The organism is Rhizobium esperanzae (assembly GCF_014197615.1).
Lineage (GTDB): Bacteria > Pseudomonadota > Alphaproteobacteria > Rhizobiales > Rhizobiaceae > Rhizobium > Rhizobium esperanzae_A.
On the sequence record NZ_JACIFY010000025.1, the window covers coordinates 58,532 to 84,336 of the forward strand.

Here is a 25,805-nt window from a genome sequence, read left to right on the forward strand (position 1 = left end):
CTGATCAGACCCGGCGTTCGACCATCATTTTCTTGATTTCGGCGATCGCCTTGGCCGGATTGAGGCCCTTCGGGCAGGTCTGCGCGCAGTTCATGATCGTGTGGCAGCGATAGAGGCGGAACGGATCTTCGAGATTGTCGAGACGTTCGCCGGTCGCCTCATCCCTGGAATCGATCAGCCAGCGATAGGCCTGCAGCAGGACCGCCGGGCCGAGATAGCGGTCGCCGTTCCACCAGTAGCTCGGACAGGAGGTCGAGCAGCAGGCGCAGAGGATGCATTCATAGAGGCCGTCGAGCTTCTGACGGTCCTCATGGCTCTGCTTCCATTCCTTGGCGGGCGCCGGCGACACCGTCTTCAGCCACGGCTCGATCGAACGATGCTGGGCGTAGAAGTTGGTGAGGTCGGGCACCAGATCCTTGACGACGGGCAGATGCGGCAGCGGATAGATCTTCACCGCGCCTTTGATATCGTCGAGGCCCTTGGTGCAGGCCAGCGTATTGGTGCCGTCGATGTTCATCGCGCAGGAGCCGCAGATGCCCTCGCGACAGGAGCGGCGCAAGGTCAGCGTCGGGTCGATCTTGTTCTTGATGTAGAGCAGGCCGTCGAGCACCATCGGGCCGCAATCGTCGACATCGATGTAGAAAGTGTCGATCGATGGGTTCTGTCCATCATCCGGGCTCCAGCGGTAGACGCGGAACTCACGGGTGTTCTTGGCACCCGCCGGCTTCGGCCAGACCTTGCCTTCGCGCATCTGAGAATTCTTGGGGAGAGCGAGTTCAACCATGGTAAGATCCTAGTTTGCCGACAGGAAGTCCGTTTTCACGTACCCCCTGCAACCACCGAAGGCAGCATTGCTTGCCCGCACATACGCAACCGATTTCTCACGCCTAATGACTTCGGCCTTGATTCCCGGCGGAACGATGCATTCTAAATTCGGCGACGTGACATTCTCAGCCCCAATCGACGCGCGCGCCTTGCGAGCAGCATCGGCTGTCTTCCAAACGCCAACGTCATTGCCCAGCTGAGCACTTAATCCCCCTGGCGCGCGGAGCTTGTACCGCTCCCCCGCAACTGTCGGCGAGGCGGCGAGCATGGCTGCGGCAAGGACAACGTATCCCAAATGTCGTTTCATGATCAGTACACTCGCGCCTTCGGCTCGATCTTGTGCGGATCGATGCCTTCGGCGATGAGCTCGGTGTGAACCGGCCGATAATCGAGCTTCACATTGCCCGCCTCGTTCACCCAGGCAAGCGTGTGCTTGCGCCAGTTGAGGTCGTCGCGGCCGGCGAATGCACCTTCGGTATAATCCTCGCGGGCATGCGAACCGCGGCTCTCCTTGCGGGCCTCGGCGCCGTAGATCGTCGTGATGGCATTGGCCATCAGGTTCTGCAGTTCGAGCGTTTCCACCAGGTCGGAGTTCCAGACCATCGAACGGTCGGTGACCTTGATATCCTGCATCTCGCCCCAGATCGCCGAAATGCGCCGGCAGCCGGATTCCAGCGAGTCCTGCGTGCGGAACACGGCAGCGTCTTCCTGCATGGCGCGCTGCATCTTCTCGCGCAGCACAGCCGTCGGCGTGCCGCCGCTGGCGTGACGCAGACCGTCGAAGCGGTCCATGATCCTGTCGCAGGCAGCGACGTTGAGATGCGGGGTGGGCGCTGCGCGGTCGATGACTTCGCCGGCGCGGATCGCAGCGGCGCGGCCGAAGACCACGAGGTCGATCAGCGAGTTGGAGCCGAGGCGGTTGGCACCGTGCACCGAGGCGCAGCCGGCCTCGCCGACAGCCATCAGGCCGGGGATGATCCGCTCCGGATTGGCGCTGTCGGCGTTCAGCACTTCGCCCCAATAATTGGTGGGAATGCCGCCCATATTGTAGTGAACGGTCGGCAGAACCGGGATCGGCTCGCGGGTGACGTCGACGCCGGCAAAGATCTTGGCGCTCTCGGAAATCCCCGGCAGACGCTCATGCAGAACGGCCGGATCGAGATGGTCGAGATGCAGGAAGATGTGATCCTTGTTCTTGCCGACGCCGCGGCCTTCGCGGATCTCCAGCGTCATGCAGCGCGAAACGACGTCGCGCGAGGCTAGGTCCTTGGCCGAAGGCGCATAACGCTCCATGAAGCGTTCGCCCTCGGAATTGACGAGGTAACCGCCTTCGCCGCGTGCGCCTTCGGTGATCAGACAGCCCGAACCATAGATGCCGGTCGGGTGGAACTGCACGAATTCCATGTCCTGCAGCGGCAGGCCGGCACGCGCCACCATGCCGCCGCCGTCGCCGGTGCAGGTATGGGCAGACGTTGCCGAGAAATAGGCGCGGCCGTAGCCGCCGGTCGCCAGCACCACCATCTTGGCGGCGAAGCGATGGATCGTGCCGTCATCGAGGCACCAGGCGACAACGCCGGTGCAGCGGCTGCCGTCTTCCGACATGATCAGGTCGAGCGCGAAATACTCGATGAAGAATTCGGCGTTGTTGCGCAACGACTGGCCATAGAGCGTGTGCAGGATGGCGTGGCCGGTGCGGTCGGCGACGGCGCAGGTGCGCTGCACCGGCGGGCCTTCGCCGTAATTCTGCATGTGGCCGCCGAACGGACGCTGATAGATCTTGCCTTCCTCGTTGCGCGAGAACGGCACGCCGTAATGCTCGAGCTCATAGACCGCCTTCGGCGCTTCCATGGTCAGATACTGCATGGCGTCGACGTCGCCGAGCCAGTCGGAACCCTTGACGGTGTCGTAGAGGTGCCACTGCCAGCTGTCCGGCGTCATGTTGCGCAGCGAGGCGGCGATCCCGCCCTGGGCCGCGACCGTGTGCGAGCGGGTCGGGAATACCTTGGTGATGCAGGCCGTGCGGAACCCCTGCTCGGCCATGCCGAGCGTGGCGCGCAGGCCCGCGCCGCCGGCGCCGACGACGATCACGTCATAGGAGTGATCGATATATTTGTAGGCCTTGCCGTTCTGGGCGGGTGAAGTCGGTGCCATATCGAGCTTATCCTACGAATGCGATTTTCAGAATGGCGAAAAGACAGAGGCCGGCGATCAGGATCGCAAAGAAGGTGTTCAGCATCAGCAGCGCGATCTTGCCGAACTCGCCATGCACGTAATCCTCGATGATGACCTGCATGCCGAGCTTCATGTGGATGACGCCCGATATCACCATCAGCCCCATGACGACCGCGACGAAGGGGTTCGACAGCGCGCGAACCACATCCGCATAAGGCGCGCCGGCATAGGCGAGCATGAAGATGACGAAGAACAGGATGAGCGGAACATTGGCGACGGCTGTCAGCCGCTGGCGCCAGAAATGGTCCGTGCCGTCCTTGGCGGAGCCGAGCCCGCGAACCTTGCCGAGGGGGGTGCGCATATCCATGATAGGACCTTCAGAAGCGAATGAGGAAGCCGATCACCCAGACCAGCACGGTCAGACTGAGCGACCCGATGACGTTGGCGATGGCGAGCTTGGTCGAGAACTCCTTCTCGAAGCCATAACCGAGATCCCACATGAAGTGGCGGAAACCGCCGAGCATGTGATGCAGCAGCGCCCAGGTATAACCGAGCAGCACGAACTTGCCGAGGAGGCTGCCGAGCACCCAGTTGGCCCAGTCATAGGAGCCCTGGCCGCTTGCCGCTGCGATCAGCCACCAGGCGACCAGCAGCGTGCCGACGTAGAGCGCGCCACCGGTAATGCGGTGGACGATCGACATGACCATGGTGGGAATAGGTTTGTAGATTTGCAAATGCGGCGACAGGGGCCGATTATTTGTCACGTTCGCCATCAGAACCTCGCGGCGGCTTCTCTGCGCTCCCGGATTTCGGAGCATGCTCAGTCAACCACACGAATGACAAAATTCTCTGTGTGCGTTGCATCAATTGCGACGTTTAATCACCGAAAACGCCGACGACAAGCACAATCGCTGTCTGCTTTTAATTTAATCGATTCGGGTTACCGGGAAGTTTGCCGGCGTGAGCAACTCCAGGAAAATCCGAAGCGGCTTTCCCGGGCAAGACGCGACGCGATTTTGCCGGCGAGAGAGCAAAAACCAATGATTGGAGGGGGTCTGCGCCTCGACGGGAAACTGAGGCCTTCTCACAAAACTGGCCTTTTGCGCTCAATATTTATCGCGTTCTTCCCCTGCACATGGACAAGCCACGGCTTTTGGCGCAATCTGGCGTTAACGATTTGTTAACGATTGGATTTTCGGAGGCCGGCGTCCATGTTTCGCAGTCTGTCCGTCGTCACCCTGCTTGCCCTGTCCGCGCTCGTCGCGCTTCCGGCTACGGCCGGCGAGCGCCGCCACGGGGAGCGCTTTTTCGGCCATCGCCACAATTTCCACAACGGATTGTTTCTTGGCGAACGTGCGGGCTGGCGCAATCGCGGCCTCCGTTTCGATCATGCTTTCGGCCCCCGATACGTCAGGGACCGGATGCCGTTCCTGAAGCGGTTTTCATCCCCGGCGACAAATCGCATCGCCCGCGGCCCTCTGGTCATCATCGCACCCCAGGCGCCGGGCGGCGACAGCGGCGGCACCTATTCCGGCTCCTCCTATGCCTTTCAGGTCGACGGCGGAACTTATGTCGGCGGCAACGGCTATGGATATGGTCCCGCGGTGCGGCTCGAGCCGCAGGCCCCGAAGGCGAAGGTCATCGACGTCGCCGTCCAGGACGACCCTTGCGCCTACGAAGCCAATGTCTGCGTCATCCGGCCTTGATCTTCAGGAACCGGCGCCGAAGCGCCACACCGTCGTCTTCTTGATTTCGCTATCCTCCAGCGCCCGCGTTACCGGCACTTCATAGACCGCGCAGAATTCCAGCCGATCTCTCGGCAGGTAGCTGCGGCCGGGGTCGCCGACCAGCACCAGTTTGCCGTCGGCCGCCAGGCTCGCGAGCCAGGGAACGAGTGCCGCGGCAAAAGCGCTGTCGTAGAAGACGTCGCCGGCAAGCACGATATCCGCATCGACGGCCTTGCCGATCAGGTCGGCGCCGGTAAATCCGAGCGAAACGTGGTTGGCCTGCGCATTCAGCCGGACTGCGGCCTCCGCCCAGGGATCGATATCGCAGGCCGTGACCTCAAGGGCGCCGGCGATGACGGCCGCAATGCCGACGAGACCGGACCCGCTGGCGAAATCCAGCACGGTCTTGCCCTGCACCATCTCCGTGTTATCGAGGATGTAGCGCGCCAGCCCCTGTCCGCCCGCCCAGGCAAAAGCCCAGAAAGGCGGCGGCAGGCCGATCGCTTCCAGTTCCTCCTCCGTCTTCAGCCACAGCTCATGCGCTTCGCTTGCCAGATGCAGCGAAATCTCCGGCACATGCGGCGGCGCCATCACGCTGGTATTGGCGCGGATGAAGGCTTCGGGATCGGTTTTCAACGCGGCGGATTGTCCAGCCCGCCCATGCGGCAGACTTCGAGATATTCCTCCTCGGTCACCGGCTGCACCGAAAGCCGCATCGAGGTGACGAGCGCCATCTTGGCCAGCTTCTCGCTCGCCTTCACATCCTTCAGCGTCACCGGCTTCGGCATATCCATGACCGCGCGGATATCGACGCAATCCCACTTCGGATCGTCCTTGGCGGTGGAATCGGGATGCGACAGCGTGCAGACTTCGACAATGCCGACGATCTCCAACCCGTCATTGGAGTGATAGAAGAACCCCTTGTCGCCGATCTGCATCGCCCGCATGTTGTTGCGCGCCAGATAGTTGCGCACGCCGGTCCATTCCGTGCCCTTGGCGCCGGCAGCCTTCTGCTGCTCCCAGGACCAGGCAGCGGGTTCGGATTTATAGAGCCAGTGCGCCATGCTTATGCTTCCGGTTTGTTGAAGACCCAGTTGTAGGCCTTGACGTCGACGCTTTCGAACAGACCGGCCTTGGTGTAAGGATCGGCATCGGCAAGCGCACGCGCCGCCTCCTTTGTCGCAGCTTCGACGATGATCAGGCTGCCGCAGGCTTTGCCCTCGTCATCCAGAAACGGGCCGGCGATCTTCAATATGCCCTCGGCATTCAGCCCGTTCAGATACTCGAGATGCGTCGGGCGCGTCTCCATGCGCACATTCAGATGTCCGGGCTTGTCCTTGCAGAGAAGGGCGAAAAGCATGTCTGTCTCCTATTCGGTGGTGATCGGGCGCGTCATCAGCTGTTCTATCGCCTCTGATATATCGAGCCTGCCGTCGATGATGGCGGACACGGCATCGGTGATCGGCATGCTGATCGCAAGCTCTGCCGCAAGCCGCGCGGCGACGGAGGCGGCAAGCGCGCCTTCGACCAGCGCGCCCTGCAGCGGATCGACCTTTTCGCCGCGCCCGAGCGCGATGCCGAAGCGCAAGTTTCGCGATTGATGGCTGGTCGCCGTCAGCACCAGATCGCCGAGGCCGGAAAGCCCGCGCACCGTATCGGCCTGGCCGCCCTTGGCGACGACGAAACGCGACATTTCCGCAAGGCCGCGGGCAATCAGTGCTGCGCGGGCGGAATCGCCGATGCCGCGGCCTTCGACAATGCCGCAGGCGATCGCCAGTACGTTCTTCAGCGCGCCGCCGAGCTGAACGCCGATCCGGTCATTAGAGGCGTAGAGCCGAAAAGTCCGGCCGGATATCGCCTGCGCAAGCCGCTCCGCCGTCTCCATGTCTTCAGCCGCGATCGCCATCGCCGTCGGCAGGCCCTTGGCGATATCGGCGGCAAAACCCGGGCCGGACAGCACCGCGATGGAATGGTCCGGCAGTTCCCGTTCCAGCATATCGGTCAGAAGATTGCCGGTCGCCCGCTCGATGCCCTTGGCGCAGGTGACGACCACAGCGTCTTTGGCAAGATAGGGGCCGTATTGCCGCGCCGCATCGGCCTGCGCCTGCGACGGCATCGCAAAGAGCACGATGGAGGCGTCGGCAATCGCATCCGCCTCGGCGGAAAATTTGAGCGTATCGGGCAGGAGAATGCCCGGCAGCACCGCGTCATGCAGGCGTTCGGCCTTCAGATCTGCAATTAGCGACGGATCGCGACCGACAAGCGTCACCGCGCTGCGGCCGGCAAGGGCGATGACGGCGGCAAGCGCCGTGCCGAAAGCCCCAGATCCGACGACGGCGATGTTTTCGCTCATGCCTTGGCCCCTCGTTTTCCGAATCCGATCAGCGTTTCCGCATTGGAATCGAGCGGCCAGCGCGAACGCGGCTGGACGTCGAGCGGATCAGGCGCCGCACCTGTCGCCATCCGCTCCAGCCCCGCCCAGGCGATCATCACCGCGTTGTCGGTGCAGAGGCTGAGCGGCGGCGCGATGAAGCGGAAGCCGTTCTTGTCGCAAAGCGCCTGCAATGTGGCGCGCAATTCGAGATTGGCGGCGACACCGCCGGCAACGACCAGCGCCGGCTTCTCATCGGTCGATGGGCCGGTCGCCGCTGGAAATTCCATCTTGAACCGTTGCAGGCCGCGGCCGATGCGGTCCTTCAGCGTGCGCGAAATCGCCATCTGGAACGAGGCGCAGATATCCGCCACGTCCTGATCGCTGAGCGGCGCAATATCCTGTGCCGCCTGCCGCACCGCGGTCTTCAGGCCGGAGAAGGAGAAGTCGAGCCTTGCCTCGCCGACCAGCGGCCGTGGAAACGCGAAACGATCGGGATTGCCCTCCCGCGCCATCCGCTCCACCGCCGGGCCGCCGGGATAGGGCAGGCCGAGCAGCTTTGCCGTCTTGTCGAAGGCCTCGCCGAGCGCATCGTCGATCGTCGTGCCCCAGCGCTGGTAATCTCCGACGCCACGCACCAGGATAAGCTGGGTATGGCCGCCGGAGACGAGCAGCATCAGATAGGGAAACGAAAGCCCGTCCGTCAGCCGCGCCGTCAGCGCGTGGCCTTCGAGATGGTTGACCGCATAGAGCGGCTTGCCGGCAGCCCTGGCGATCGCCTTGCCGGTCATCAACCCCACCAGCAGCCCGCCGATCAACCCCGGCCCCGAGGTGGCGGCAATGGCATCGACCTCGGCGAGCGACACATTGGCGCGCGTCAGCGCCTCCTCGATCAGCTCGTCCAGCGCCTCGACATGGGCGCGCGCGGCAATCTCCGGCACCACGCCGCCATAGCCGCTGTGCTCGTCGAGCTGGGAGAGCACTACATCCGACAGCACCCTGGAATGCCCGTCCGCATCGCGCTCGACGACGGCGGCGGCGGTCTCGTCGCAGCTCGTTTCGATGCCAAGGATGCGCAGAAAGGGAACCATGAGGCCTGTTCGTTGATTGCGATGGGATGGAAACCCGTTTACGAGAACTCCGGTAACAACGGAATAGAGCGGATGCAAACAAAACCTTTCCGGATCGGCACGCGCGGCAGCCCGCTGGCGCTCGCCCAGGCGCACGAGGCCCGCGACAGGCTGATGGCGGCCCATCACCTGCCCGAGGAAATGTTCGAGATCGTCGTGCTGACGACCAAGGGCGACCGCATCACCGACCGGTCGCTCTCCGAAATCGGCGGCAAGGGCCTGTTCACCGAGGAACTCGAACAGAAGCTTGTCGCCGGCGAACTGGATTTCGCCGTGCACTCCGCCAAGGACATGCCGACGAATCTGCCGGACGGCCTTCATCTTTCCGCCTATCTGCCGCGCGAGGATATCCGCGACGCCGTCATCGGCCGCACCGCGCCCAAGCTGATCGACCTGCCGCATGGCGCCACCGTCGGCTCCTCGTCGCTGCGCCGCCAGGCGCTGATCCGCCGCATGCGGCCCGATATCAACGTCATCACCTTCCGCGGCCTTGTCGAAACGCGCCTGCGCAAGCTCGAAGAGGGCCAGGTCGACGCGACCCTTTTGGCGCTGGCCGGCCTGAAACGCCTCGGCAAGGTCGAGGTGATTACCGATATCCTCGACCCCGACACCTTCCCGCCGGCGCCGGCGCAGGGCGCGATCTGCATCGAAAGCCGCATCGGCGATAACAGGATCGACGATCTGCTGGCGCCGATCAACGATGCCGCGACCTTCGACACCGTCTCCTGCGAGCGCGCCTTTCTCGCCGCCCTCGACGGCTCCTGCCGCACGCCGATCGGCGGTTATGCCGTCTGCGAAGGCGACCTGATCCGCTTCTCCGGTCTGATCATCACTCCCGACGGCCGCAGCCAGCATGCAGTGACAACCGATGGACACCGCCGCGATGCCGCCGCACTCGGCACCCGCGCCGGCCAGGAGGTGCGCGCAAGGGCCGGCAGCGCTTTCTTCGACGACTGGCACTGAGGCCACCATGCGCGTGCTCGTCACCCGCCCGGCGCATTCGGCGGCGAGAACCGCACAACGGTTGCGCAATATGGGTCATGAACCCTTGCTGCTGCCGCTGCGTCGGCCCGTGCATGACAGTGCTGCAGCAGCAGCCGCGCTTGCAGCCACCAGCGGGGCGATCGCGGTGACCAGCGCCGAAGCCATCAGGGTCGTTTCGGCGCTCGGTGAGACCCTTGACCCGCATCTCGCCCGCCCGCTTTTCGCGGTCGGAGAGGCGACAGCGCAAGCAGCCAGGCGCCTCGGCTTCCGATCGGTTTTCTCGTCGTCGGGCAATGGCGGCGATCTCGCCGATCTCGTCGCCGCGCGAGGGGCGCACGGACTGCTCTATCTCACCGGCATCCCACGTGCGGAAACTTTCGAAGGAAGGTTGCGCGAACTTGGCATCGGCTTTTCCGTCGCTGAATGTTACCGCATGCAGCCGGTTGCCCCCGGCCCGGCCGAGATCGAAGCGATTTTTGCGGGCGGTTGGCCGGACGCGGTTCTCTTCTATTCCCGGCAGACGGCCGAGGATTTCTTTGGTCTGGAGCAACTCCGCTCGGCCTTGCCGGAAGGGGCGGCAATCCGCCTCCTCTGCCTCAGCGAAGCGGTGGCGCAAGCCGTTCCGCCAACCCTGAAAAAAACCGTGACGATTGCACCGATGCCGGATGAGATAAGTCTTTTGTCGCTGCTTTGAGTGCTCCAGCCGCCCAAATTTGATCTAACCTCTTCCCTTAATTGGCATCACTGTCTAGTTTCGTTGCAATGCAGGATAAAGAGGACCTCATGGTATCGGGAAACCCGCCACGCCATTCCAAGAGCGCCGACAAGCCGGTCACGATCGACCTCGAAGCACAGGATTTCGCCGCTGCAGCCGATACCGAAAAGCCGGTGGAGAATGATGTCGGCGACGTCGACCGCACCGAAGCCGGCATGCCGCCCGAAGCCGCACCGCTGAGCGAACATGAACGTGCCGAGCTCGAACCGGCCGAACACCAGGACCAGTCTGGAATGGATGGGCAGGCGGAGGAGTCGGCAGCCCCGGAACCGTCCTTCACGCCCCCTCCCGAACAGCCGGCGCCGCGCGGCGCCGGCACTTCCGGCCTCATCGCCGCCGGCATTTTCGGCGGCCTCGTGGCGCTGCTGGGCGCAGGCGCTATTCAATATGCCGGTTATCTCCCGGGTTCCTCCACGCCGCAGACGAGCTCGCCTGACACCGCCGATCTTTCCGGCGAGATCGACGGCCTGAAACAGACCGTCGCCAATCTCGCCGCCAACCCGCCGAGCGCAAAGGACGGCGCGCTTGAAAAGCGTATCGCGGCGCTGGAAACCGCTGCCGGGGCACGCTCGGCCGGCGCGCCCGCCGATTCGGCAAATGTCGAGGCACTCAACCAGAAGATTGCCGAGCTGAGTGGTCAGCTCGACCAGTTGCGCGCCACGCTCGCCCAATCCTCCGAACAGCAGACGACCAGCGGCGCCGATATCACCAAGCGGCTGGACGAGGCCGAAAAGAAGCTGAACGAGCCGCGCCAGGATGTCGCCGTCGCCAAGGCGATTGCGGCCGCTGCCCTCAAGGCGGCGATCGATCGCGGCGGCCCGTTCCTGGCCGAGCTCGATACTTTCGCCGGCGTCGCGCCCGACGATCCCGCAGTTGCCGACCTGCGCAGCTTTGCCGAGACCGGCATTCCCTCGCGCGCCGAACTCGTGCGGCAGGCTCCCGACGTTGCAACTGCGATCGTCGAAGCCGTCAACCAGCCGGATCCGAACCAGAGCTGGTCGGACAGGCTGATGTCGAGCGCCAAGTCGCTGGTCACGGTCCGTCCCGTCGGCAATATCGAGGGCGAAAGCGTCGAAGCAATCGCCGCCCGCATGGAGGACAAGGTGAAGAACGGCGATCTGCCAGGCGCTTCTGCCGAATGGAACGCTCTGCCGGCCGTGGGCAAGCAGGCATCCGCCGCGTTCAAACAGTCGCTCGAAGCACGTATCCGCGTCGAGGAACTCGTCGGCGGGGCGCTGTCGAAAGCGGTTTCCGGCACCGGCAAGGAAGGATAAGACCATGCTGATCCGTCTTGTCGCCTTCGCCCTTTTCGTGCTGGCTCTCGCCTATGGCTTCTCCTGGCTTGCCGATCGCCCCGGTGACCTGTCGCTGATCTGGGAGGGCCAGATCTATCAGACCAAACTGATCGTCGCCGCCAGCGCGATCATCGCTCTGATCGCCGCCGTCATGCTCGTCTGGTGGTTCATCCGCCTGATCTGGACCTCGCCGCATTCGGTGACGCGTTATTTCCGCGCCCGCAAGCGTGATCGCGGTTATCAGGCGCTGTCGACCGGCTTGATCGCCGCCGGCGCCGGTAATGCGCTCCTCGCCCGCAAGATGGCCGCCCGCTCGCGCGGCCTCATCCGCGCCGATCAGGAGCCGCTGATCAACCTGCTCGAGGCCCAGGCCGCCCTGATCGAAGGCCGCAATGACGAGGCCCGCGCCAAATTCGAGGCCATGGCCAACGATCCCGAGACCCGCGAACTCGGCCTGCGCGGCCTTTATCTCGAGGCCCGCCGGCTCGGCGCCAATGAGGCCGCCCGCCAATATGCCGAGAAGGCTGCCGACAATGCGCCCTATCTGCCCTGGGCCGCACAGGCGACACTCGAATATCGCAGCCAGGCCGGCCGCTGGGACGATGCGATCCGCCTGCTCGAGCAGCAGAAAGCCGCCCGTGTCGTGGAAAAGGCCGAAGCCAACCGCCTGCACGCCGTCCTTCTGACGGCGCGCGCCGGCGAGAAGCTGGAAGGCAATCCGGCCGGCGCCCGCGACGATGCCCTGCAGGCGTTGAAACTCGCCGCCGATTTCATTCCGGCAGCCCTCATTGCCGCAAAGGCGCTGTTCCGCGAAGGCGGCCTGCGAAAGGCTGCCTCGATCCTCGAGCAGGCCTGGAAGTCGGCACCCCATCCCGAGATCGGCCAGGCCTATGTCAGGGCGCGCAGCGGCGATTCCACCCTCGACCGGCTGAAGCGGGCCGAGCGGCTGGAGGGGCTGCGTCCGAACAATGTCGAATCCCTTCTGGTCGTCGCCCAGGCTGCACTCGACGCACAGGAATTTGCCAAGGCCCGCGCCAAGGCGGAAGCGGCAGCGCGCATGCAGCCGCGTGAAGCCGCCTTCCTGCTCTTGGCCGACATCGAGGAAGCCGAAACCGGAGACCAGGGCCGCGTGCGCCATTGGCTCGCCCAGGCGCTGAAAGCCCCGCGCGATCCGGCCTGGGTGGCTGATGGTTTCGTCTCCGACAAATGGCTGCCGGTGTCGCCGGTGACCGGCCGCCTCGACGCCTTCGAATGGAAGGCGCCCTTCGGCCAGATCGAGGGTCCGCTCGAAGACGGTGCGGCGCCCGCCGCAATCGAAACCGCCCTGAAGACCCTGCCGCCGCTGCGCGACGTCAGGCCGGAAAGCCCGGTCAACGATCATCGCATCATCGAGCTGGAGCGCGCCGCGACGATTGCCGAGGCTGTGCGCCCGGCGCCGGCAAAGCAGAAGCCTGCCGAACCGGCCGTCGGCGATAAGGCACGCGCACCGAACGACGCAAAACCTTTCTTTGGCGGGCTGCCGGATGATCCCGGCGTTCGCGATCCCAAGGCGGAACAGGAACCCAGGACACGGCTCCGCCTTTTCTGAAATGGAACGAAAACCGCATGTTCGAACGCTTTCAGGCATTCTTCCAGAAGCTTACCGCCGACCACCCGAAAAAGGGTTTTGCCCCTGACGATCCGCGCATCGCGGTAGCAGCCCTCTGCATGCAGGTGATGGAGGCCGATGGTCAGATCAAGGCCAGCGAGAAGAAGCGGCTGCGCAAGCTGTTGAAGGAGCAGTATGCGCTCGACGGCAAGCAGCTGGACGCCCTGATCGCCGCCGGCCTCGAGGCCGAAAGCTCCGCCGTCGACTATTATCGCTTCACCGCCGACCTGAAACGCCATCTCAACACCGAACAGCGGCTGGAGTTGATCGGCATTCTCTGGGACATCGTCTATGCCGATGGCGAACGCAGCGAGATGGAAGACCATGTGATCTGGCGTATCGCCGACCTGCTCGGCGTCTCCTCACGTGAGCGCATCCAGAAGCGGCAGGAGGCCGCCGCCAGGGTGACAGATGTCCAGGTTGCGCAAGATGACAGCGACTGAGCAAGACCCCAACCGCGACAACCCGATCCGCGACAATCCGATCCGCGACGGGCGCCCGATCCTCATCGTCCTGCATCAGGAGCGGTCGAGCCCCGGCCGTGTCGGCCAATTGCTCGTCGAAAAGGGCTACCGCCTCGATATTCGCCGCCCGGTTCTCGGCGAGCCGCTGCCGGTGACGCTGAAAGATCATGCCGGCGCCGTCGTCTTCGGCGGGCCGATGAGCGCCAATGATCCCGAGGACTTCGTCAAGAAGGAGATCGACTGGATCGACATTCCCTTGCGGGAAAAACGCCCCTATCTCGGCATCTGCCTCGGCGCGCAGATGCTGGTGCGTCAACTCGGCGGCAAGGTGCAGTCGAATGCCGACGGCTCGACGGAGATCGGCTGGTATCCGCTGCACCCGACCGAGAAGGGCCGGCTGCTGATGCACTGGCCAAGGATGGTCTATCATTTCCATCGCGAGGGCTTCGAGCTGCCGCACGGCGCCGATCTTCTGGCCGAAGGCGATGCCTATCCCAACCAGGCTTTCCGCTATGACGGCAACGCCTGGGGCCTGCAGTTCCATGCCGAACTCACCCGGGTGATGATGCACCGCTGGGTCGTGCATGGCGCGCATCGCTTCATTCTGCCGAACGCCCAGCAGGGCCGCGAACATCTCGAAGGCCGCATGCTGTTCGACGCGCCGCTGAAAGCCTGGCTGAGCGAATTCCTCGATATCGTCTTCGAAGGCAAGACGGCGAAAGCCGCATCCCCGATCACGCTTCCCGCATAAAGCGCCGTTCGGCAGGAGCCTCTATGTGCCGGGCGCGTCGAGCGTATCGATCTGCCGCAATTTCGGGAAACTCGAAGCCCAGATCGCCGCCACGGCAAGCGTTCCGATCCCGCCGATAACAACCGCCGGCACCGCACCGAAGATCGATGCCATCGTGCCCGCCCTGAATTCCCCGAGTTCGTTCGAAGCGCCGACGAAGACCATGTTGACCGCATTGACGCGGCCGCGCAGCTGATCGGGCGTCCAGAGCGCGATTAGGCTCTCCCGCACATAGACCGACACCATGTCGGCCGCCCCCATCAGCGCCAGCGCCGCGATCGAGACTTCGGTATTGGTCGAAACGCCGAAGATGATGGTTCCGACGCCGAACAGGGCGACGCCGATGAACATATAGAGGCCGGCGCGGTGTTTCAGCGGATAGGCGGCAAGGAAGATCGCCATAACGATGGCGCCGAGCCCCGGGGCCGCGCGCAGCAGCCCCAGCCCCCAGGGACCAAGCGTCAGGATATCGCGAGCGAAGATCGGCATCAGTGCGGTGGCGCCGCCGAGCAGCACGGCGAAGAGATCGAGGGAGATCGCCCCGAGCACCACCCTTTCGGCGCGGATGAAGCTGAAGCCGCCGAGGATCATCGCCCAGCTCTTGGTCTCACCCACCGTCTTCTGCTCCGGCTTCGGGATCATGTAGAGAAGAGCCGCACCGAGCACGGAAAAGATCACTGCCACCGTATAGGCCGTCGCGGCGCTGAAGCCGTAGAGCAGACCGCCGATCACCGGCCCGGTGATCGCCGCGAGCTGCCAGGACGACGAGTTCCAGGCGATCGCATTGGAAAGAGCGTGCTCCGGCACGAGGTTGGGCGCCAGCGACTGCACCGCCGGCGACATGAAGGCGCGTTCGATGCCGAAGATCAGAAGCACGGCGAAAACAGGCAGGGGCGTGAAGGTCCCCATAAGAGTCATGACAAGCAGCGCCAGCGTGCAGAGCGCGCTCACCAGCGAGCAGAGCGCGGCGATCGCCCGGCGATTGTGCCGGTCGGCCACCGAACCGGTGACGAGGATGAGCAGCAGCGACGGCAGGAACTGCACCAGCCCGATCAGGCCGAGATAGATCGCCTTGCCCGTCTGGTCGTACATCTGCCAGCCGACGGCGACGCTGACGATCTGCTGCGAAAAGGACAGCAGGAAGCGCGCGAAGAAGAATCGCGTGTAGGAGGAATGCCGGAACGCGGCAAAACGGTCTCCGGTGGGCGAGAACGACATGGGCGTTGTCCGAGGAAGCGGAGGCCGGAATGGCTGCGGGCCGCCCGTTAAACATGATTTGCCATGCGTCTGCACACGGCACTTGCTCGTTTAGTCGCCAATGTCTACATGTCTGTCAACAACGAATTTGGAGATGACGATGTTTGCGCTGTTTCAAACCATTGATTTGGCTTTGAATATTTACACCTGGATCCTGATTGGCAGTGCCATTTTTTCTTGGCTCTATGCCTTTAACGTCATCAACTCCAGCAATCAGTTCGTCAATTCGGTCGGCACCTTCCTCTATAATGTTACCGAACCGGCGCTGAAGCCGATCCGCCGCTTTTTGCCGAACCTCGGCGGCATCGACATTTCGCCGATCATCCTGCTCTTGATCATCTTCTTCCTGCGCACCTTGCTTTGGACCACGCTGTACCCGCTGGTCGCTTGAACCATCCCTGGAGCCTTTTCAGTGATCATCTGCGCCTCGCCGTCCGGCTGACGCCGAATGGCGGGCGTGACGCAATCGATGGCATCGAGGCGGATGGCGAAGGCGAAACCCACCTGAAGGCGCGCGTCACATCCGTCCCGGAAAAGGGCAAGGCCAACAAGGCCCTGATCCTTCTCGTCGCCCAATCGCTGCGCATCCCCAAATCCAGCATCAGCCTCGTCTCCGGTGAGACCGCACGCAAAAAAATCCTCCGGATCGACGGCGATCCGGAGGATTTGGCAAAAAAGCTCGAAACGCTTTTCGGCTGAACAATCAGCCCTTCGTCTTGGCGCGCTCGACGGCTTCGAGGATGAGCTGGCCGGCTTCCTTGGAATCGCCCCAGCCGTAGATCTTCACCCACTTGCCGGGCTCCAGATCCTTGTAGTGCTCGAAGAAGTGCTCGATCTGCTTCAGCGTGATTTCCGGAAGATCGGTGTAATCCTTCACCTTCTCGTAGCGCAGCGTCAGCTTCGGCGACGGCACGGCGATGATCTTCTCGTCCTTGCCGGAATTGTCTTCCATCTTCAGGACGCCGATCGGGCGCACATTGATGACGCAGCCGGGAACCAGCGGGCGGGTGCTGGCGATCAGCACGTCGATCGGGTCGCCGTCTTCCGACAGCGTGTGCGGCACGAAACCATAATTGCCCGGATAGGTCATCGGCGTATAGAGGAAACGATCGACCACCAGCGTACCGGCTTCCTTGTCCATCTCATACTTGATGGGATGGCCGCCAACTGGGACCTCGACGATAACGTTGACGTCCTCAGGTGGATTCTTACCGATTGAAATGGCATCGATGCGCATAGGAAACTCCTGCGAAGTTGAATTGCTCGCAGCCAGATAATCAGTTTCATGTGGCAACGCAACATTGGAGATCACCAATGCGTGATGGCACCCGTGCAAAGAGGTCAAAACTTTGGAATGGGCGAGTGGCCAAGGCTGACCAATCCGGTCAGTTCCAGATGAAGCCGATCTTCTTCAACTGCTTGTGGTCGAAATTTTCCATGCCTTCGCAGAAATCGACACCGCCGTGATTGCGGTAGAAGCGGCTGGCGGTCTCGTTATCCTCGAGGCACCAGACGACCAGCCCCTTGCAGCCGAGCGACTTCAACAGCCGTCGCGCCTCGCCGAACAGCATTCTGCCGAGGCCGATGCCCTGATATTCGGGGCGGAGGTAAAGCTCGTAAATCTCGCCTTCCTGCGGCAGGGCGCGGGCGCGATTGAGGCCAAGCGTGGCGTAACCGGCAACCGTTCCGGCAACATCGAGAACCAGCAGCGTTGCCGGTCCGCGTGTCGCCTTGCGCCACCAGTTTTCCCCGCGCCGCTCGATCATCTGCGTCAGCGCCCGATGCGGAATGATGCCCGCATAGGTGTGCTGCCAGGCGAGCCTGTGTGTTTCCGATATGGCCCGGGCATCGTGCGGTTCGGCCCGCCGGACATCGATCGACAACGTCTTCATAACGTTTACTCTGGTCCTGCCAAAGGCAATTAACCATATGCGGCCAGCGCATCGTGATCGATTGCCCACAGACTTGATATGTGGACGACAGAGAAAATTTAACGCTTTTTTAACGATTGTCACAAGTCGGAATCAGCGCAGCGCACAATAAAAAACCCCGGCACCAAGGCCGGGGTTTCAAATGCTGTTTCCAAGGACTCAGAGAGCGGCTTTGGACTTTTCGAAACGCTTGCGATCGTTGGCGTCGAGATACATCTTGCGCAGGCGAATGTTCTTCGGCGTCACTTCCATCAGCTCGTCATCCTGGATCCAGGAGAGCGCGCGATCGAGCGTCATGCGGATCGGCGGCGTCAGCTTCACCGCTTCGTCCTTGCCGGCGGCGCGGATGTTGGTGAGCTGCTTGCCCTTCAGCACGTTGACTTCAAGGTCGTTGTCGCGCGAATGGATGCCGATGATCATGCCGGCATAGACCTTTTCGCCCGGCTCGATGATCATCGGGCCGCGATCTTCCAGGTTGAACATCGCATAGGCGACGGCTTCGCCGGAAGCGTTGGCGAGAAGCACGCCGTTGACGCGGCCACCAATCACGCCCTTGTAGGGCTGGTAGTCGTGGAACAGGCGGTTCATGATCGCCGTGCCGCGCGTGTCCGTCAGCAGTTCCGACTGGTAGCCGATCAGGCCACGGGTCGGTGCGTAGAAACGCAGGCGAAGACGGTTGCCGCCCGACGGACGCAGCTCGACCATTTCGGCCTTGCGCTCGGACATTTTCTGCACGACGACACCGGAATGTTCTTCGTCGACGTCGACGACGACTTCTTCGATCGGCTCCAGAAGCTGGCCGCTTTCATCCTTGTGCATGACGACGCGCGGACGCGACACGGCAAGTTCGAAGCCTTCGCGACGCATGGTCTCGATGAGAACGGCGAGCTGAAGTTCGCCGCGGCCGGACACGTAGAACGAATCCTTGCCTTCGGCTTCTTCGATCTTCAGCGCGACGTTGCCTTCGGCTTCCTTGAAGAGACGGTCGCGAATGACACGCGAGGTCACCTTGTCGCCTTCGGTGCCGGCCAGCGGGCTGTCGTTGACGATGAAGGACATGGTCACGGTCGGCGGGTCGATCGGCTGCGCCTTCATGGCTTCCGAGACGGCCGGATCGCAGAAGGTGTCGGCGACGGTGCCCTTGGAGAGGCCGGCGATCGCGACGATGTCACCTGCGTGTGCTTCTTCGATCGCCGTGCGTTCGATGCCGCGGAAAGCGAGGATCTTGGAGATACGACCGGTTTCGATCAGCTTGCCATCCTGGCCGAGAACCTTGACGGCCTGGTTCGGCTTGATCGAGCCCGATGCGATGCGGCCGGTGATGATACGGCCGAGAAAGGGGTTGGCTTCGAGGATCGTGCCGATCATGCGGAACGGGCCTTCTTCGACCGTCGGCTCCGGAACGTGCTTCAGCACCAGGTCGAGGAGCGGTGCAAGACCCTCATCCTTCGGGCCTTCCGGATTGACGTTCATCCAGCCGTCGCGACCGGAACCGTAGAGGATCGGGAAGTCGAGCTGCTCGTCGGTCGCGTCGAGATTGGCGAAAAGATCGAAGACTTCGTTGATGACTTCTTCGTGGCGGCCGTCCGGACGGTCGATCTTGTTGATCGCGACGATCGGGCGAAGACCGACCTTCAGCGCCTTGCCGACGACGAACTTGGTCTGCGGCATCGGGCCTTCCGACGCATCGACGAGGACGATCGCGCCGTCCACCATCGAGAGAATGCGCTCGACCTCACCGCCGAAGTCGGCGTGGCCGGGGGTGTCGACGATGTTGATGCGGACACCCTTCCACTCGACCGAGGTTGCCTTGGCGAGAATGGTGATGCCGCGTTCTTTTTCGAGATCGTTCGAGTCCATCACGCGTTCGGCGACACGCTGATTTTCGCGGAACGAGCCGGACTGTTTCAGAAGCTCGTCCACCAGGGTCGTCTTGCCATGGTCAACGTGCGCGATGATCGCGATATTGCGAAGTGCCATATGTCAAATCTCTGAGGCTGGGGCGCACGCTCGTAAGGACGCGCCTATTAGTTTGGGGCGTCCATACAGTTTTTTTTGCGTTTGCGAAAGGGGGCAACGCGCGAAAGCTGCGGCATGGCTACCGCCATGCCGCATCGAAGCGTGTCATCAAATTGTCTTAGGCGTCGCTGCCTGTCAATTCCTCGAAGGTCGAAAGTCCTTTTTTCAGAAGCATCGCATTCGGGCTCGGCAGCTTGCCGCGGAAGGCCTTGTAGGCATCCTCCGGATCGACCGAGCCGCCGACGGAATAGATGTTTTCCTTGAGCTTGCGCGCCATCTCGCCGTTGAAGGCGTCTCCCGTCTCCTCGAAGGCGGCGAAGGCGTCGGCGTCGAGCACCTCAGACCACATGTAGGAGTAATAACCGGCCGAATAACCGCCGGAGAAAATGTGCTGGAAGTGCGGCGTCGCATGGCGCATGACGATCGATTTCGGCATGCCGATCTCGGCCAGAACCTCCGCCTGCACCGCCATCGGATCCTCGACGGCCGTTCTCGTGTGAAACGCCATGTCGACGAGCGCCGACGAGGTGAACTCGACGGTGTTGAAGCCGGCATTGAAGGTGCGGGCGGCCAGCACCTTGTCGAGCAGCACCTGCGGCATCGGTTCGCCGGTTTCGACATGCACGGCATAACGCTTCAGAATATCGGGCACCGTCAGCCAGTGCTCATAGAGCTGCGACGGCAGCTCGACGAAATCGCGTGAAACGCCGGTGCCGGAGACGGAGGGGTAGGTGACGTTGGAAAGCATGCCGTGCAGCGCATGGCCGAATTCGTGGAACAGCGTGCGCGCATCGTCGAGCGACAGCAGCGCCGGCTTGCCTTGCGCCGGCTTGGCGAAGTTGCAGACATTATAGATGATCGGCAGCTCGCCGTGGCGGCCGTTCTTCAGTTCCAGCCTGTGCTGCGATTGCAGCGAGCTCATCCAGGCGCCCGATCGTTTCGAGCCGCGGGCGAAATAATCGCCGAGGAACAGCGCGACCAGCCGGTCTTCGCGATCCCTGATCTCAAAGACCCGGACATCCGGGTGATAGGCGGCCACATCCTTCTTCTCGACGGCGCGGATACCGAACAGCCGGCCGGCCACATCGAAGCAGGCCTCGATGATCTTCTCGAGCTGCAGATAGGGCTTAAGCTCGGCCTCGGAGAAATCGAACTTCCGCGCCCGGATCTTTTCGGCATAGTGGCGCCAGTCCCACGGCATCACCTCGTGATTACGTCCCTCCTCGGTAATCAGCGCCGATATATCGGCCTCCTCCTCGCCGGCGCGTTTCACCGCCCGCGCCCAGACGGCTTTCAGCAGCTCGTTAACCGCACCCGCCGTCTTCGCCATGGTGTTGTCGAGCTTCAGCTCGGCGAAATTGCCGTAACCGAGCAGCGTCGCCACCTGATGACGCAGGGCCAGGGTCTGCCTGATGACGGCGCGATTGTCCGTCGCGCCATCATTTTCGCCGCGCGCCACCCATGCCTTGAAAGCCTGCTCGCGCAGATCGCGGCGCTCCGAGAAGGTCAGGAACGGCTCGATGATCGAGCGTGACAGCGTCACCGCATATTTGCCTTCTTCGCCGCGTTCGCGCGCTGCCGCGGCCATTGCGTCGCGAAGGAATTCCGGCAGCCCGTCGAGCTCGGCTCCATCGGAAAGCACCAGTGCCCAGGCCGTCTCGTCGGCCAGCACGTTCTGCCCGAATTGCGTCCCGAGACCGGCAAGCTTTTCGTTGATCGCCGCCAGTTTCTCCTGCTCGGCCTTCTCGAGCTTGGCGCCCGATTTGACGAAGCCTTTCCAGTGGCGCTCCAGCACACGCGCCTGTTCGAGCGTCAGGCCAAGGCTCTCACGTTTTTCCCAGAGCATGTCGATGCGGGAAAAAAGTGCCGCATTCATCCCGATCTTCGAATAGTGACGCGACATCTTCGGCGAGATCTCCCGCTCCAGCGCCTGGATCACGTCATTGGTATGGGCGCCCGCCTTGTTCCAGAAAAGTGCGGAAACACGCGACAACGCATCGCCGGCAATCTCCAGCGCCACGACCGTATTGTCGAATGTCGGGGCATCGCCATTGGCGGCGATTTCATCGATCTCCGCTTCATGGGCGGCAAGCGCCGCGTCGAAGGCGGCGGCAAAATCGCCATCGTCGACGGCATCGAAACGCGGCAGGCCGTGAAGACCGTCCCAGTTGACCAGCGCCGGATTGAAAGCACGGGGAGAAGACATCGGAGAAATTCCTTTTTGGCATGCAGGTGGATCGTCATATAGGAGAGCCGCCGCGGAATTGGTATGTTGCAGCAAGCGCCTTTCGTCTCGCCTGCCAAATCTGGTGGACAAAAATTGGCGCGTGCAAATTAACCATTTGTTAACGATTGACGCGAATCACGCGCAGGCGCTAGTTTCCCGATATTCTTCCTGTAAGGGGACATGCGCCATGGAAATTTTTTCTGTGCGGTCTTCTCAGAGTTTGCTATTTAAAAACAATCCTAATAACGCAAAAACTTCGAAGACCTCTGATATTGAAATCGAGACCAAAGCTCCGGCCCCGGCCTCATTCCAGATCGAAGACAATCCCGACGAAGGTCCGGATTTCACCGCGGTCAGCCCTGGAGAGCTGCGCAATTACGCACGCCAGAGCTTCGACAGCGGCCTGATCGATCAGAATACCTACGCTGCGATCTCAGAACCCTTGCCGATGCATGCGATCGATCCGCTCGGCAACGTCATCGACCTCTCCAGCGTCACCGACGGCACCAGCTTCAATTTCCTCGATTATTACAAGAGCCAGCTCCAGATCGCCACGTCGATCGGTGATCCCGATGAGGTTCAGACGCTGAAATCGATCGTCAACTTTCTGGATGGCTGATCAGGCCTTGCGCCAGCCGAGCAGGCCGGGTGTGGCGTGCCATAGCGCCTGGGCGGCAAAACCCATGAAGAGCACGCCGGAGCAACGCACGATCAAGCGTTCATGGGCGCGATAGAAGCGGCGCACCGCGCCCGCGCCGATGACGCCGATCAGGATGATGTCGGCCGTCACGAAACCGACGAAGGAGACGCCGACGAGCAGCGGCAGCGCCTCGAAATCGAGCGCCCCGGCCGAGCCTGCAACCAGTGCGGTGAAGGTGGCGAGCGCCACCGGATAACCCTTCGGATTGGTGACGCCGAAGATCAGCCCACGACGAAACGGCCGCTCGACCATGACCAGAGCCTGCCCTTCGGCTTTCGGCTTGGCGTTGACGGCGCTCCAGCCGATCCAGGCGAGATAGAAACCGCAGGCAAGGCCGAGCAGATCGAAGACGAAGGTTCCGATCGTCTTGGCCCCGACGATCGCGATCAGCGCCAGCGACGACCAGATGATGTCCCCGACCAGATGCCCCATCATGAACAAGGCGCCCGCCCTGCGGCCCTGCCCGGCGCCGATGCCGAGCAGCTGCAGGAAGGCGGGTCCGGGAATGAGCACGTAGAAGAGTGCCGCCAGAAAGGCGCCGAAGACCAGGGACTGGGTCATGGAAATACTCCGGAGGATGATTTGGCAGACTAAGCGATCGCGGACATCCGTCAAGGGTGGCTTCCACCATCCGATGAGATGGGGCAGCCGATCCGTTCAAATCCTTCGGTCGAACACGGCAAGCGGCGCCTTCAACCGATAGAGTGTCGTCGGTCGCCGGGCCCGCTCGGTCTGTCGTTTTTCGCCCTCGACCACTTCGAGCAGATCGAGATCGTTGATCTTGCGGCGAAAGGCGCTTTGATCGAGCCGTTCGCTCATCACCGTCTCATAGATTGCCTGCAGTTCCGACATGGTGAAAATCTCCGGAAGCAGTCTCGCCGGAATGGTCGAATAGGCGCCCTTGCCGCGCAACCGCTCCAGCGCCGCGGCGACGATCTCATTGTGGTCGAAAGGCAGCTTGCCGGCAGCCTCGGCCGGCCGCAATTCCAGAGGGCTTGTGCCGCCTGCAAGCGCTCCCTGCGGCACCAATGCAAAATAGGCGATCGACACCGACCAGTCGCGGGGGTCGCGGCTAGCCGAAGCGAAGGTCCCGAGCTGTTCGAAGAATAAGCCCTCAAGCCCCGCCTTGGCCTTGAGGATACGCCGCACCGCCGCCTCCGCATCGGCGTCCTCGTCGATGTGCAGATAACCGCCGATCAGCGCCGGCACGCCGGCAAACGGTTCGGCGGACCGCGGCAGCAGCGCCACGCACAGCCGTCCTTCGTGCAACGTCAGCAAGACGATATCGACCGTCACGATTGGTCGCGCGAATTGAGCCTCTGCCATCAGCATCTCCCCGCCAATTATTCGACCGGCATTCTCCTCGCTCTCATAGCCGCCAACCGTGAAAATGACAATTTGCAAATAGCTACTTGCAAATTGCATTTTGCAAGTTTATATCATTGGCATCGAAGCGGCGGCGGGTAGATGCCCGAGCCGATCGCCAGGGCAACAGCAAAGGAGTGATGCCATGGGTATGGGACGTTTCAGCACGGCCGACTGGGCAGCCTACAACGCACGTCATGTAGATGGCCGCAGCCGGTCGGAAGTATTCGGCGCCACCGGCATCGACCCGCGGTTCGATCCATCGCGCTTTGCCACCCGCGAGAGCCGCGATAGCGCCTATAATCCGCAATCGACCCCGATCATTCTGGCCTCGGATGTGACCGGTTCGATGGGCATGATCGCCCACGAACTGATGCGCGGCGGGCTCATTACCCTGACATCGGAGATCTACGACCGCCGTCCGGTGTCTGACCCGCATATCATGGTGGCGGCGGTGGGAGATGCGGATACCGATGTGGCACCGCTGCAGGCCACCCAGTTCGAGGCCGACATCTCGCTTGCCAGCCAGATCCGCGCCTTGTGGCTGGAAGGCAATGGTGGCGGCAATGACGGCGAGAGCTACAGCGCCGCCCATCTTTTGGCAGCCCTCAAGACCTCGACCGATGCCTTCGAAAGACGCGGCCGCAAGGGCTATCTCTTCACCATCGGCGACGAGCCGATTCACAATGGCCTGACCGCCCCTCAGATTGCCCGCATCTTCGGCATCCAACCGCCGCGCGGTCTGAGCGCCCGGGAATGCCTGGCGATGGCTGAGAGATCTTACGAGGTCTTCCACATCGTCATTCGCGAGGGCTATGCAGCCAGCAGGCTCGGCCGGGTGCTCGAAAGCTGGCAGCCGCTACTGCCCGGCCGCACCTTCGTGCTCGATGATTACAGGCGCATTGCCGAGCTGGTGGTCTCGATCATCGAAATCACCGAGGGTCGCGACCCCGCCGACGTGGCCGCCAGTTGGCCAGGTGCGGCAGCTGCGGTCGTCGCCAAAGCCATCGGCGACCGCCCGAAGCGGCACCTGCTGCCGTTCTTCTAATCCGGGAAAGCGCCAGGCGCTTTCCGATTTAAGACAAGGGGTTGGAGCGGTTCTGAACCGCTCCGGCCCATACCTTCCAGAACAAAGCCCGGCGCGCTCCGGGCGCCATTTTGAGGAACAGAACATGAGCACCCAGGCACAGGCCGTGATCGGCGCGCTTTATGGCGACGAAGGCAAGGGACTGATGGTCGATCGCCTCGCCGCAGCCACGCCGGGGGCCGTAGTGGTTCGCAGCAATGGTGGTGCTCAGGCCGGCCATACCGTGCTTGGCGAGGCCGGCACCCGCCATGTCTTTCACCATGTCGGCGCCGGCAGCTTTGCCGGAGCTGCCACCCATTTCAGCCGTTTCTTCGTCGCCCATCCGATGCTGCTGCTCGATGAATTGGCCGCCCTCGGCCAGCTGGGTGTGAAGCCCGAGATCAGCAGCGATCCGCGTGCCCCGGTCACCACGCCCTTCGACGTCATCATCAACCAGGCCTTGGAGCTGGCGCGCGGCACTGCCCGTCACGGCAGTTGCGGCCTCGGCTTCGGCGAGACCATCGAGCGCAATCTGCGCCCGGAATTCGCCCTCTCGATGAAGGACCTGTTTCGTCCCGATCTGCATGCCCGGCTTGTTTCCATCCGCGATGCCTGGGTGCCTGTCCGGCTGGCCGCGCTCGGGATCACTGCCTTGCCCGCAGAATTGGCCGCCGCACTGGCTGACGACATCACCATCGCCCGCTTCGAGGCCGATTGCGCCGCCTATCTCGACCGCGTCGCGCTCTGGCCAGACCGGCGTCTGTGCGAACGCGGCCCTGTCATCTTCGAAGCAGCGCAGGGCCTGGAGCTTGATCAAGACCGCGGCGCGTTTCCCCACGTCACCCGTTCGAATACCGGGCTCGCCAACATGCTCGCAATCTCGGCCGAGGCCGGCATCGCAGAGCTGGACGCGACATATGCGACGCGCTGCTACACCACCCGGCATGGCGCAGGCCCCCTCAAGGGGCAGGGGAATCGCATATGGCGAGTAAGCAGTTGTTTTATTGCGTCAAATAGATTCAAGGACTCTCCGTTGATTTGGAGGTTGCGATGGATCGA

28 protein-coding genes are annotated in these 25,805 nt (G+C 62.7%); 12 read left to right on the top strand and 16 right to left on the bottom strand.

Annotation, left to right across the window (positions count from 1 at the left end):
• Nucleotides 1-4: 4 nt before the first annotated feature.
• The 4 genes from GGD57_RS26415 to sdhC all read right to left on the bottom strand — a co-directional run bounded on the left by GGD57_RS26415 (nt 5) and on the right by sdhC (nt 3,770).
• Entirely contained in the window at nt 5-784 is a 780-nt protein-coding gene (locus GGD57_RS26415) for a succinate dehydrogenase iron-sulfur subunit (RefSeq protein ID WP_003567268.1), read from the bottom strand.
• 350 nt (nt 785-1,134) lie between these two features.
• On the bottom strand, nt 1,135-2,976 hold the full coding sequence (gene sdhA / locus GGD57_RS26420) for a succinate dehydrogenase flavoprotein subunit (RefSeq protein WP_184473138.1): 1,842 nt from the start codon (nt 2,974-2,976) through the stop codon (nt 1,135-1,137).
• A gap of 7 nt (nt 2,977-2,983) precedes the next feature.
• Nucleotides 2,984-3,364, bottom strand: a complete 381-nt coding sequence (gene sdhD, locus GGD57_RS26425) for a succinate dehydrogenase, hydrophobic membrane anchor protein (protein ID WP_065281503.1) — start codon at nt 3,362-3,364, stop codon at nt 2,984-2,986.
• A gap of 10 nt (nt 3,365-3,374) precedes the next feature.
• Nucleotides 3,375-3,770, bottom strand: a complete 396-nt coding sequence (sdhC, locus tag GGD57_RS26430; protein ID WP_184473139.1) for a succinate dehydrogenase, cytochrome b556 subunit — start codon at nt 3,768-3,770, stop codon at nt 3,375-3,377.
• 438 nt (nt 3,771-4,208) lie between these two features.
• On the opposite strand from sdhC, the gene GGD57_RS26435 reads away from it, so the two are divergent.
• Nucleotides 4,209-4,703 carry a hypothetical protein gene (locus GGD57_RS26435; RefSeq protein WP_184473140.1) on the top strand — a complete coding sequence of 165 codons (495 nt, stop codon included), beginning with the start codon at nt 4,209-4,211 and terminating at the stop codon, nt 4,701-4,703.
• A gap of 3 nt (nt 4,704-4,706) precedes the next feature.
• On the opposite strand, the gene GGD57_RS26440 is transcribed toward GGD57_RS26435, so the two are convergent.
• The 5 genes from GGD57_RS26440 to tsaD are packed head-to-tail and all read right to left on the bottom strand — an operon-like array spanning nt 4,707 to nt 8,186.
• Nucleotides 4,707-5,360 carry a class I SAM-dependent methyltransferase gene (locus GGD57_RS26440; RefSeq protein ID WP_184473141.1) on the bottom strand — a complete coding sequence of 218 codons (654 nt, stop codon included), beginning with the start codon at nt 5,358-5,360 and terminating at the stop codon, nt 4,707-4,709.
• The gene (locus tag GGD57_RS26445) at nt 5,357-5,788 is read right to left on the bottom strand and encodes an EVE domain-containing protein (RefSeq protein ID WP_184473142.1); all 432 of its coding nucleotides are present in this window, start codon (nt 5,786-5,788) and stop codon (nt 5,357-5,359) included. Before GGD57_RS26445 ends, GGD57_RS26440 begins: the two co-directional genes overlap by 4 nt.
• Nucleotides 5,789-5,790: 2 nt before the next feature.
• Nucleotides 5,791-6,084: a YciI-like protein gene (locus tag GGD57_RS26450; RefSeq protein ID WP_184473143.1), complete on the bottom strand. Its 294-nt coding sequence runs from the start codon at nt 6,082-6,084 to the stop codon at nt 5,791-5,793.
• 9 nt (nt 6,085-6,093) lie between these two features.
• Entirely contained in the window at nt 6,094-7,077 is a 984-nt protein-coding gene (locus tag GGD57_RS26455; protein WP_184473144.1) for an NAD(P)H-dependent glycerol-3-phosphate dehydrogenase, read from the bottom strand.
• A complete protein-coding gene (gene tsaD, locus GGD57_RS26460) occupies nt 7,074-8,186 on the bottom strand; it encodes a tRNA (adenosine(37)-N6)-threonylcarbamoyltransferase complex transferase subunit TsaD (protein WP_184473145.1) in 1,113 nt (370 codons plus the stop codon). Before tsaD ends, GGD57_RS26455 begins: the two co-directional genes overlap by 4 nt.
• A gap of 72 nt (nt 8,187-8,258) precedes the next feature.
• Between tsaD and hemC the strand changes: the two genes are divergently transcribed.
• From hemC to GGD57_RS26490, 6 genes are all read left to right on the top strand, one after another.
• Nucleotides 8,259-9,188: a hydroxymethylbilane synthase gene (hemC, locus tag GGD57_RS26465; RefSeq protein WP_184473146.1), complete on the top strand. Its 930-nt coding sequence runs from the start codon at nt 8,259-8,261 to the stop codon at nt 9,186-9,188.
• Between the two features lie 7 nt (nt 9,189-9,195).
• Complete coding sequence (locus GGD57_RS26470) at nt 9,196-9,903, top strand: uroporphyrinogen-III synthase (protein WP_184473147.1); 708 nt, start codon at nt 9,196-9,198, stop codon at nt 9,901-9,903.
• 68 nt (nt 9,904-9,971) lie between these two features.
• Nucleotides 9,972-11,258 (top strand): COG4223 family protein, encoded by a 1,287-nt coding sequence (locus GGD57_RS26475; RefSeq protein WP_184473148.1) that lies wholly within the window; start codon nt 9,972-9,974, stop codon nt 11,256-11,258.
• A 4-nt stretch (nt 11,259-11,262) separates the two neighbouring features.
• Entirely contained in the window at nt 11,263-12,867 is a 1,605-nt protein-coding gene (locus GGD57_RS26480) for a heme biosynthesis protein HemY (RefSeq protein WP_184473149.1), read from the top strand.
• A 17-nt stretch (nt 12,868-12,884) separates the two neighbouring features.
• Complete coding sequence (locus GGD57_RS26485; protein WP_010066424.1) at nt 12,885-13,370, top strand: TerB family tellurite resistance protein; 486 nt, start codon at nt 12,885-12,887, stop codon at nt 13,368-13,370.
• Nucleotides 13,339-14,142 (top strand): glutamine amidotransferase, encoded by an 804-nt coding sequence (locus tag GGD57_RS26490; protein ID WP_432443403.1) that lies wholly within the window; start codon nt 13,339-13,341, stop codon nt 14,140-14,142. The genes GGD57_RS26485 and GGD57_RS26490 overlap by 32 nt, the downstream gene beginning before the upstream one ends.
• Nucleotides 14,143-14,163: 21 nt before the next feature.
• Here GGD57_RS26490 and GGD57_RS26495 read toward each other — a convergent pair whose 3' ends face one another.
• Nucleotides 14,164-15,399, bottom strand: coding sequence for an MFS transporter (locus tag GGD57_RS26495; RefSeq protein WP_184473151.1), 1,236 nt, complete (start codon nt 15,397-15,399; stop codon nt 14,164-14,166).
• A 139-nt stretch (nt 15,400-15,538) separates the two neighbouring features.
• On the opposite strand from GGD57_RS26495, the gene GGD57_RS26500 reads away from it, so the two are divergent.
• Together GGD57_RS26500 and GGD57_RS26505 are read left to right on the top strand one after the other, a co-directional pair.
• The gene (locus tag GGD57_RS26500; RefSeq protein ID WP_028757791.1) at nt 15,539-15,829 is read left to right on the top strand and encodes a YggT family protein; all 291 of its coding nucleotides are present in this window, start codon (nt 15,539-15,541) and stop codon (nt 15,827-15,829) included.
• Nucleotides 15,826-16,137, top strand: a complete 312-nt coding sequence (locus tag GGD57_RS26505; RefSeq protein WP_184473152.1) for a DUF167 domain-containing protein — start codon at nt 15,826-15,828, stop codon at nt 16,135-16,137. The genes GGD57_RS26500 and GGD57_RS26505 overlap by 4 nt, the downstream gene beginning before the upstream one ends.
• A 4-nt stretch (nt 16,138-16,141) precedes the next feature.
• On the opposite strand, the gene ppa is transcribed toward GGD57_RS26505, so the two are convergent.
• The 4 genes from ppa to GGD57_RS26525 form a co-directional block, all read right to left on the bottom strand.
• On the bottom strand, nt 16,142-16,675 hold the full coding sequence (gene ppa, locus GGD57_RS26510) for an inorganic diphosphatase (protein ID WP_184473153.1): 534 nt from the start codon (nt 16,673-16,675) through the stop codon (nt 16,142-16,144).
• Between the two features lie 148 nt (nt 16,676-16,823).
• Nucleotides 16,824-17,330, bottom strand: coding sequence for a GNAT family N-acetyltransferase (locus tag GGD57_RS26515; RefSeq protein WP_184473154.1), 507 nt, complete (start codon nt 17,328-17,330; stop codon nt 16,824-16,826).
• Nucleotides 17,331-17,528: 198 nt separating this feature from the next.
• The gene (gene typA / locus GGD57_RS26520) at nt 17,529-19,349 is read right to left on the bottom strand and encodes a translational GTPase TypA (RefSeq protein WP_097610300.1); all 1,821 of its coding nucleotides are present in this window, start codon (nt 19,347-19,349) and stop codon (nt 17,529-17,531) included.
• A 157-nt stretch (nt 19,350-19,506) separates the two neighbouring features.
• Entirely contained in the window at nt 19,507-21,594 is a 2,088-nt protein-coding gene (locus GGD57_RS26525) for a M3 family metallopeptidase (RefSeq protein ID WP_184473155.1), read from the bottom strand.
• A gap of 208 nt (nt 21,595-21,802) precedes the next feature.
• Between GGD57_RS26525 and GGD57_RS26530 the strand changes: the two genes are divergently transcribed.
• The gene (locus tag GGD57_RS26530) at nt 21,803-22,234 is read left to right on the top strand and encodes a hypothetical protein (protein WP_184473162.1); all 432 of its coding nucleotides are present in this window, start codon (nt 21,803-21,805) and stop codon (nt 22,232-22,234) included.
• Here GGD57_RS26530 and GGD57_RS26535 read toward each other — a convergent pair whose 3' ends face one another.
• Nucleotides 22,235-22,876: a LysE family translocator gene (locus GGD57_RS26535; protein WP_184473156.1), complete on the bottom strand. Its 642-nt coding sequence runs from the start codon at nt 22,874-22,876 to the stop codon at nt 22,235-22,237.
• Nucleotides 22,877-22,972: 96 nt separating this feature from the next.
• The gene (locus GGD57_RS26540; RefSeq protein ID WP_184473157.1) at nt 22,973-23,641 is read right to left on the bottom strand and encodes an NUDIX hydrolase; all 669 of its coding nucleotides are present in this window, start codon (nt 23,639-23,641) and stop codon (nt 22,973-22,975) included.
• 184 nt (nt 23,642-23,825) lie between these two features.
• Here GGD57_RS26540 and GGD57_RS26545 point away from each other — a divergent pair, with 184 nt between their 5' ends.
• The gene (locus tag GGD57_RS26545) at nt 23,826-24,728 is read left to right on the top strand and encodes a VWA domain-containing protein (RefSeq protein ID WP_184473158.1); all 903 of its coding nucleotides are present in this window, start codon (nt 23,826-23,828) and stop codon (nt 24,726-24,728) included.
• A 124-nt stretch (nt 24,729-24,852) separates the two neighbouring features.
• On the top strand, nt 24,853-25,805 hold a 953-nt coding region (locus tag GGD57_RS26550), incomplete at its 3' end, for an adenylosuccinate synthetase (protein WP_246713744.1).

Coding starts and splice junctions, on each gene's coding strand:
- sdhC (WP_184473139.1), bottom strand. CDS start 3,770: ATGGCGAACGTGACAAATAATCGGCCCCTGTCGCCGCATTTGCAAATC.
- GGD57_RS26450 (WP_184473143.1), bottom strand. CDS start 6,084: ATGCTTTTCGCCCTTCTCTGCAAGGACAAGCCCGGACATCTGAATGTG.
- GGD57_RS26540 (WP_184473157.1), bottom strand. CDS start 23,641: ATGGCAGAGGCTCAATTCGCGCGACCAATCGTGACGGTCGATATCGTC.
- GGD57_RS26535 (WP_184473156.1), bottom strand. CDS start 22,876: ATGACCCAGTCCCTGGTCTTCGGCGCCTTTCTGGCGGCACTCTTCTAC.
- GGD57_RS26490 (WP_432443403.1), top strand. CDS start 13,339: ATGTCCAGGTTGCGCAAGATGACAGCGACTGAGCAAGACCCCAACCGC.
- GGD57_RS26480 (WP_184473149.1), top strand. CDS start 11,263: ATGCTGATCCGTCTTGTCGCCTTCGCCCTTTTCGTGCTGGCTCTCGCC.
- typA (WP_097610300.1), bottom strand. CDS start 19,349: ATGGCACTTCGCAATATCGCGATCATCGCGCACGTTGACCATGGCAAG.
- GGD57_RS26455 (WP_184473144.1), bottom strand. CDS start 7,077: ATGAGCGAAAACATCGCCGTCGTCGGATCTGGGGCTTTCGGCACGGCG.
- GGD57_RS26515 (WP_184473154.1), bottom strand. CDS start 17,330: ATGAAGACGTTGTCGATCGATGTCCGGCGGGCCGAACCGCACGATGCC.
- GGD57_RS26435 (WP_184473140.1), top strand. CDS start 4,209: ATGTTTCGCAGTCTGTCCGTCGTCACCCTGCTTGCCCTGTCCGCGCTC.
- GGD57_RS26495 (WP_184473151.1), bottom strand. CDS start 15,399: ATGTCGTTCTCGCCCACCGGAGACCGTTTTGCCGCGTTCCGGCATTCC.
- ppa (WP_184473153.1), bottom strand. CDS start 16,675: ATGCGCATCGATGCCATTTCAATCGGTAAGAATCCACCTGAGGACGTC.
- GGD57_RS26485 (WP_010066424.1), top strand. CDS start 12,885: ATGTTCGAACGCTTTCAGGCATTCTTCCAGAAGCTTACCGCCGACCAC.
- sdhD (WP_065281503.1), bottom strand. CDS start 3,364: ATGGATATGCGCACCCCCCTCGGCAAGGTTCGCGGGCTCGGCTCCGCC.
- GGD57_RS26415 (WP_003567268.1), bottom strand. CDS start 784: ATGGTTGAACTCGCTCTCCCCAAGAATTCTCAGATGCGCGAAGGCAAG.
- GGD57_RS26475 (WP_184473148.1), top strand. CDS start 9,972: ATGCAGGATAAAGAGGACCTCATGGTATCGGGAAACCCGCCACGCCAT.
- GGD57_RS26500 (WP_028757791.1), top strand. CDS start 15,539: ATGTTTGCGCTGTTTCAAACCATTGATTTGGCTTTGAATATTTACACC.
- GGD57_RS26525 (WP_184473155.1), bottom strand. CDS start 21,594: ATGTCTTCTCCCCGTGCTTTCAATCCGGCGCTGGTCAACTGGGACGGT.
- GGD57_RS26545 (WP_184473158.1), top strand. CDS start 23,826: ATGGGTATGGGACGTTTCAGCACGGCCGACTGGGCAGCCTACAACGCA.
- GGD57_RS26470 (WP_184473147.1), top strand. CDS start 9,196: ATGCGCGTGCTCGTCACCCGCCCGGCGCATTCGGCGGCGAGAACCGCA.
- GGD57_RS26530 (WP_184473162.1), top strand. CDS start 21,803: ATGGAAATTTTTTCTGTGCGGTCTTCTCAGAGTTTGCTATTTAAAAAC.
- hemC (WP_184473146.1), top strand. CDS start 8,259: ATGCAAACAAAACCTTTCCGGATCGGCACGCGCGGCAGCCCGCTGGCG.
- tsaD (WP_184473145.1), bottom strand. CDS start 8,186: ATGGTTCCCTTTCTGCGCATCCTTGGCATCGAAACGAGCTGCGACGAG.
- sdhA (WP_184473138.1), bottom strand. CDS start 2,976: ATGGCACCGACTTCACCCGCCCAGAACGGCAAGGCCTACAAATATATC.
- GGD57_RS26445 (WP_184473142.1), bottom strand. CDS start 5,788: ATGGCGCACTGGCTCTATAAATCCGAACCCGCTGCCTGGTCCTGGGAG.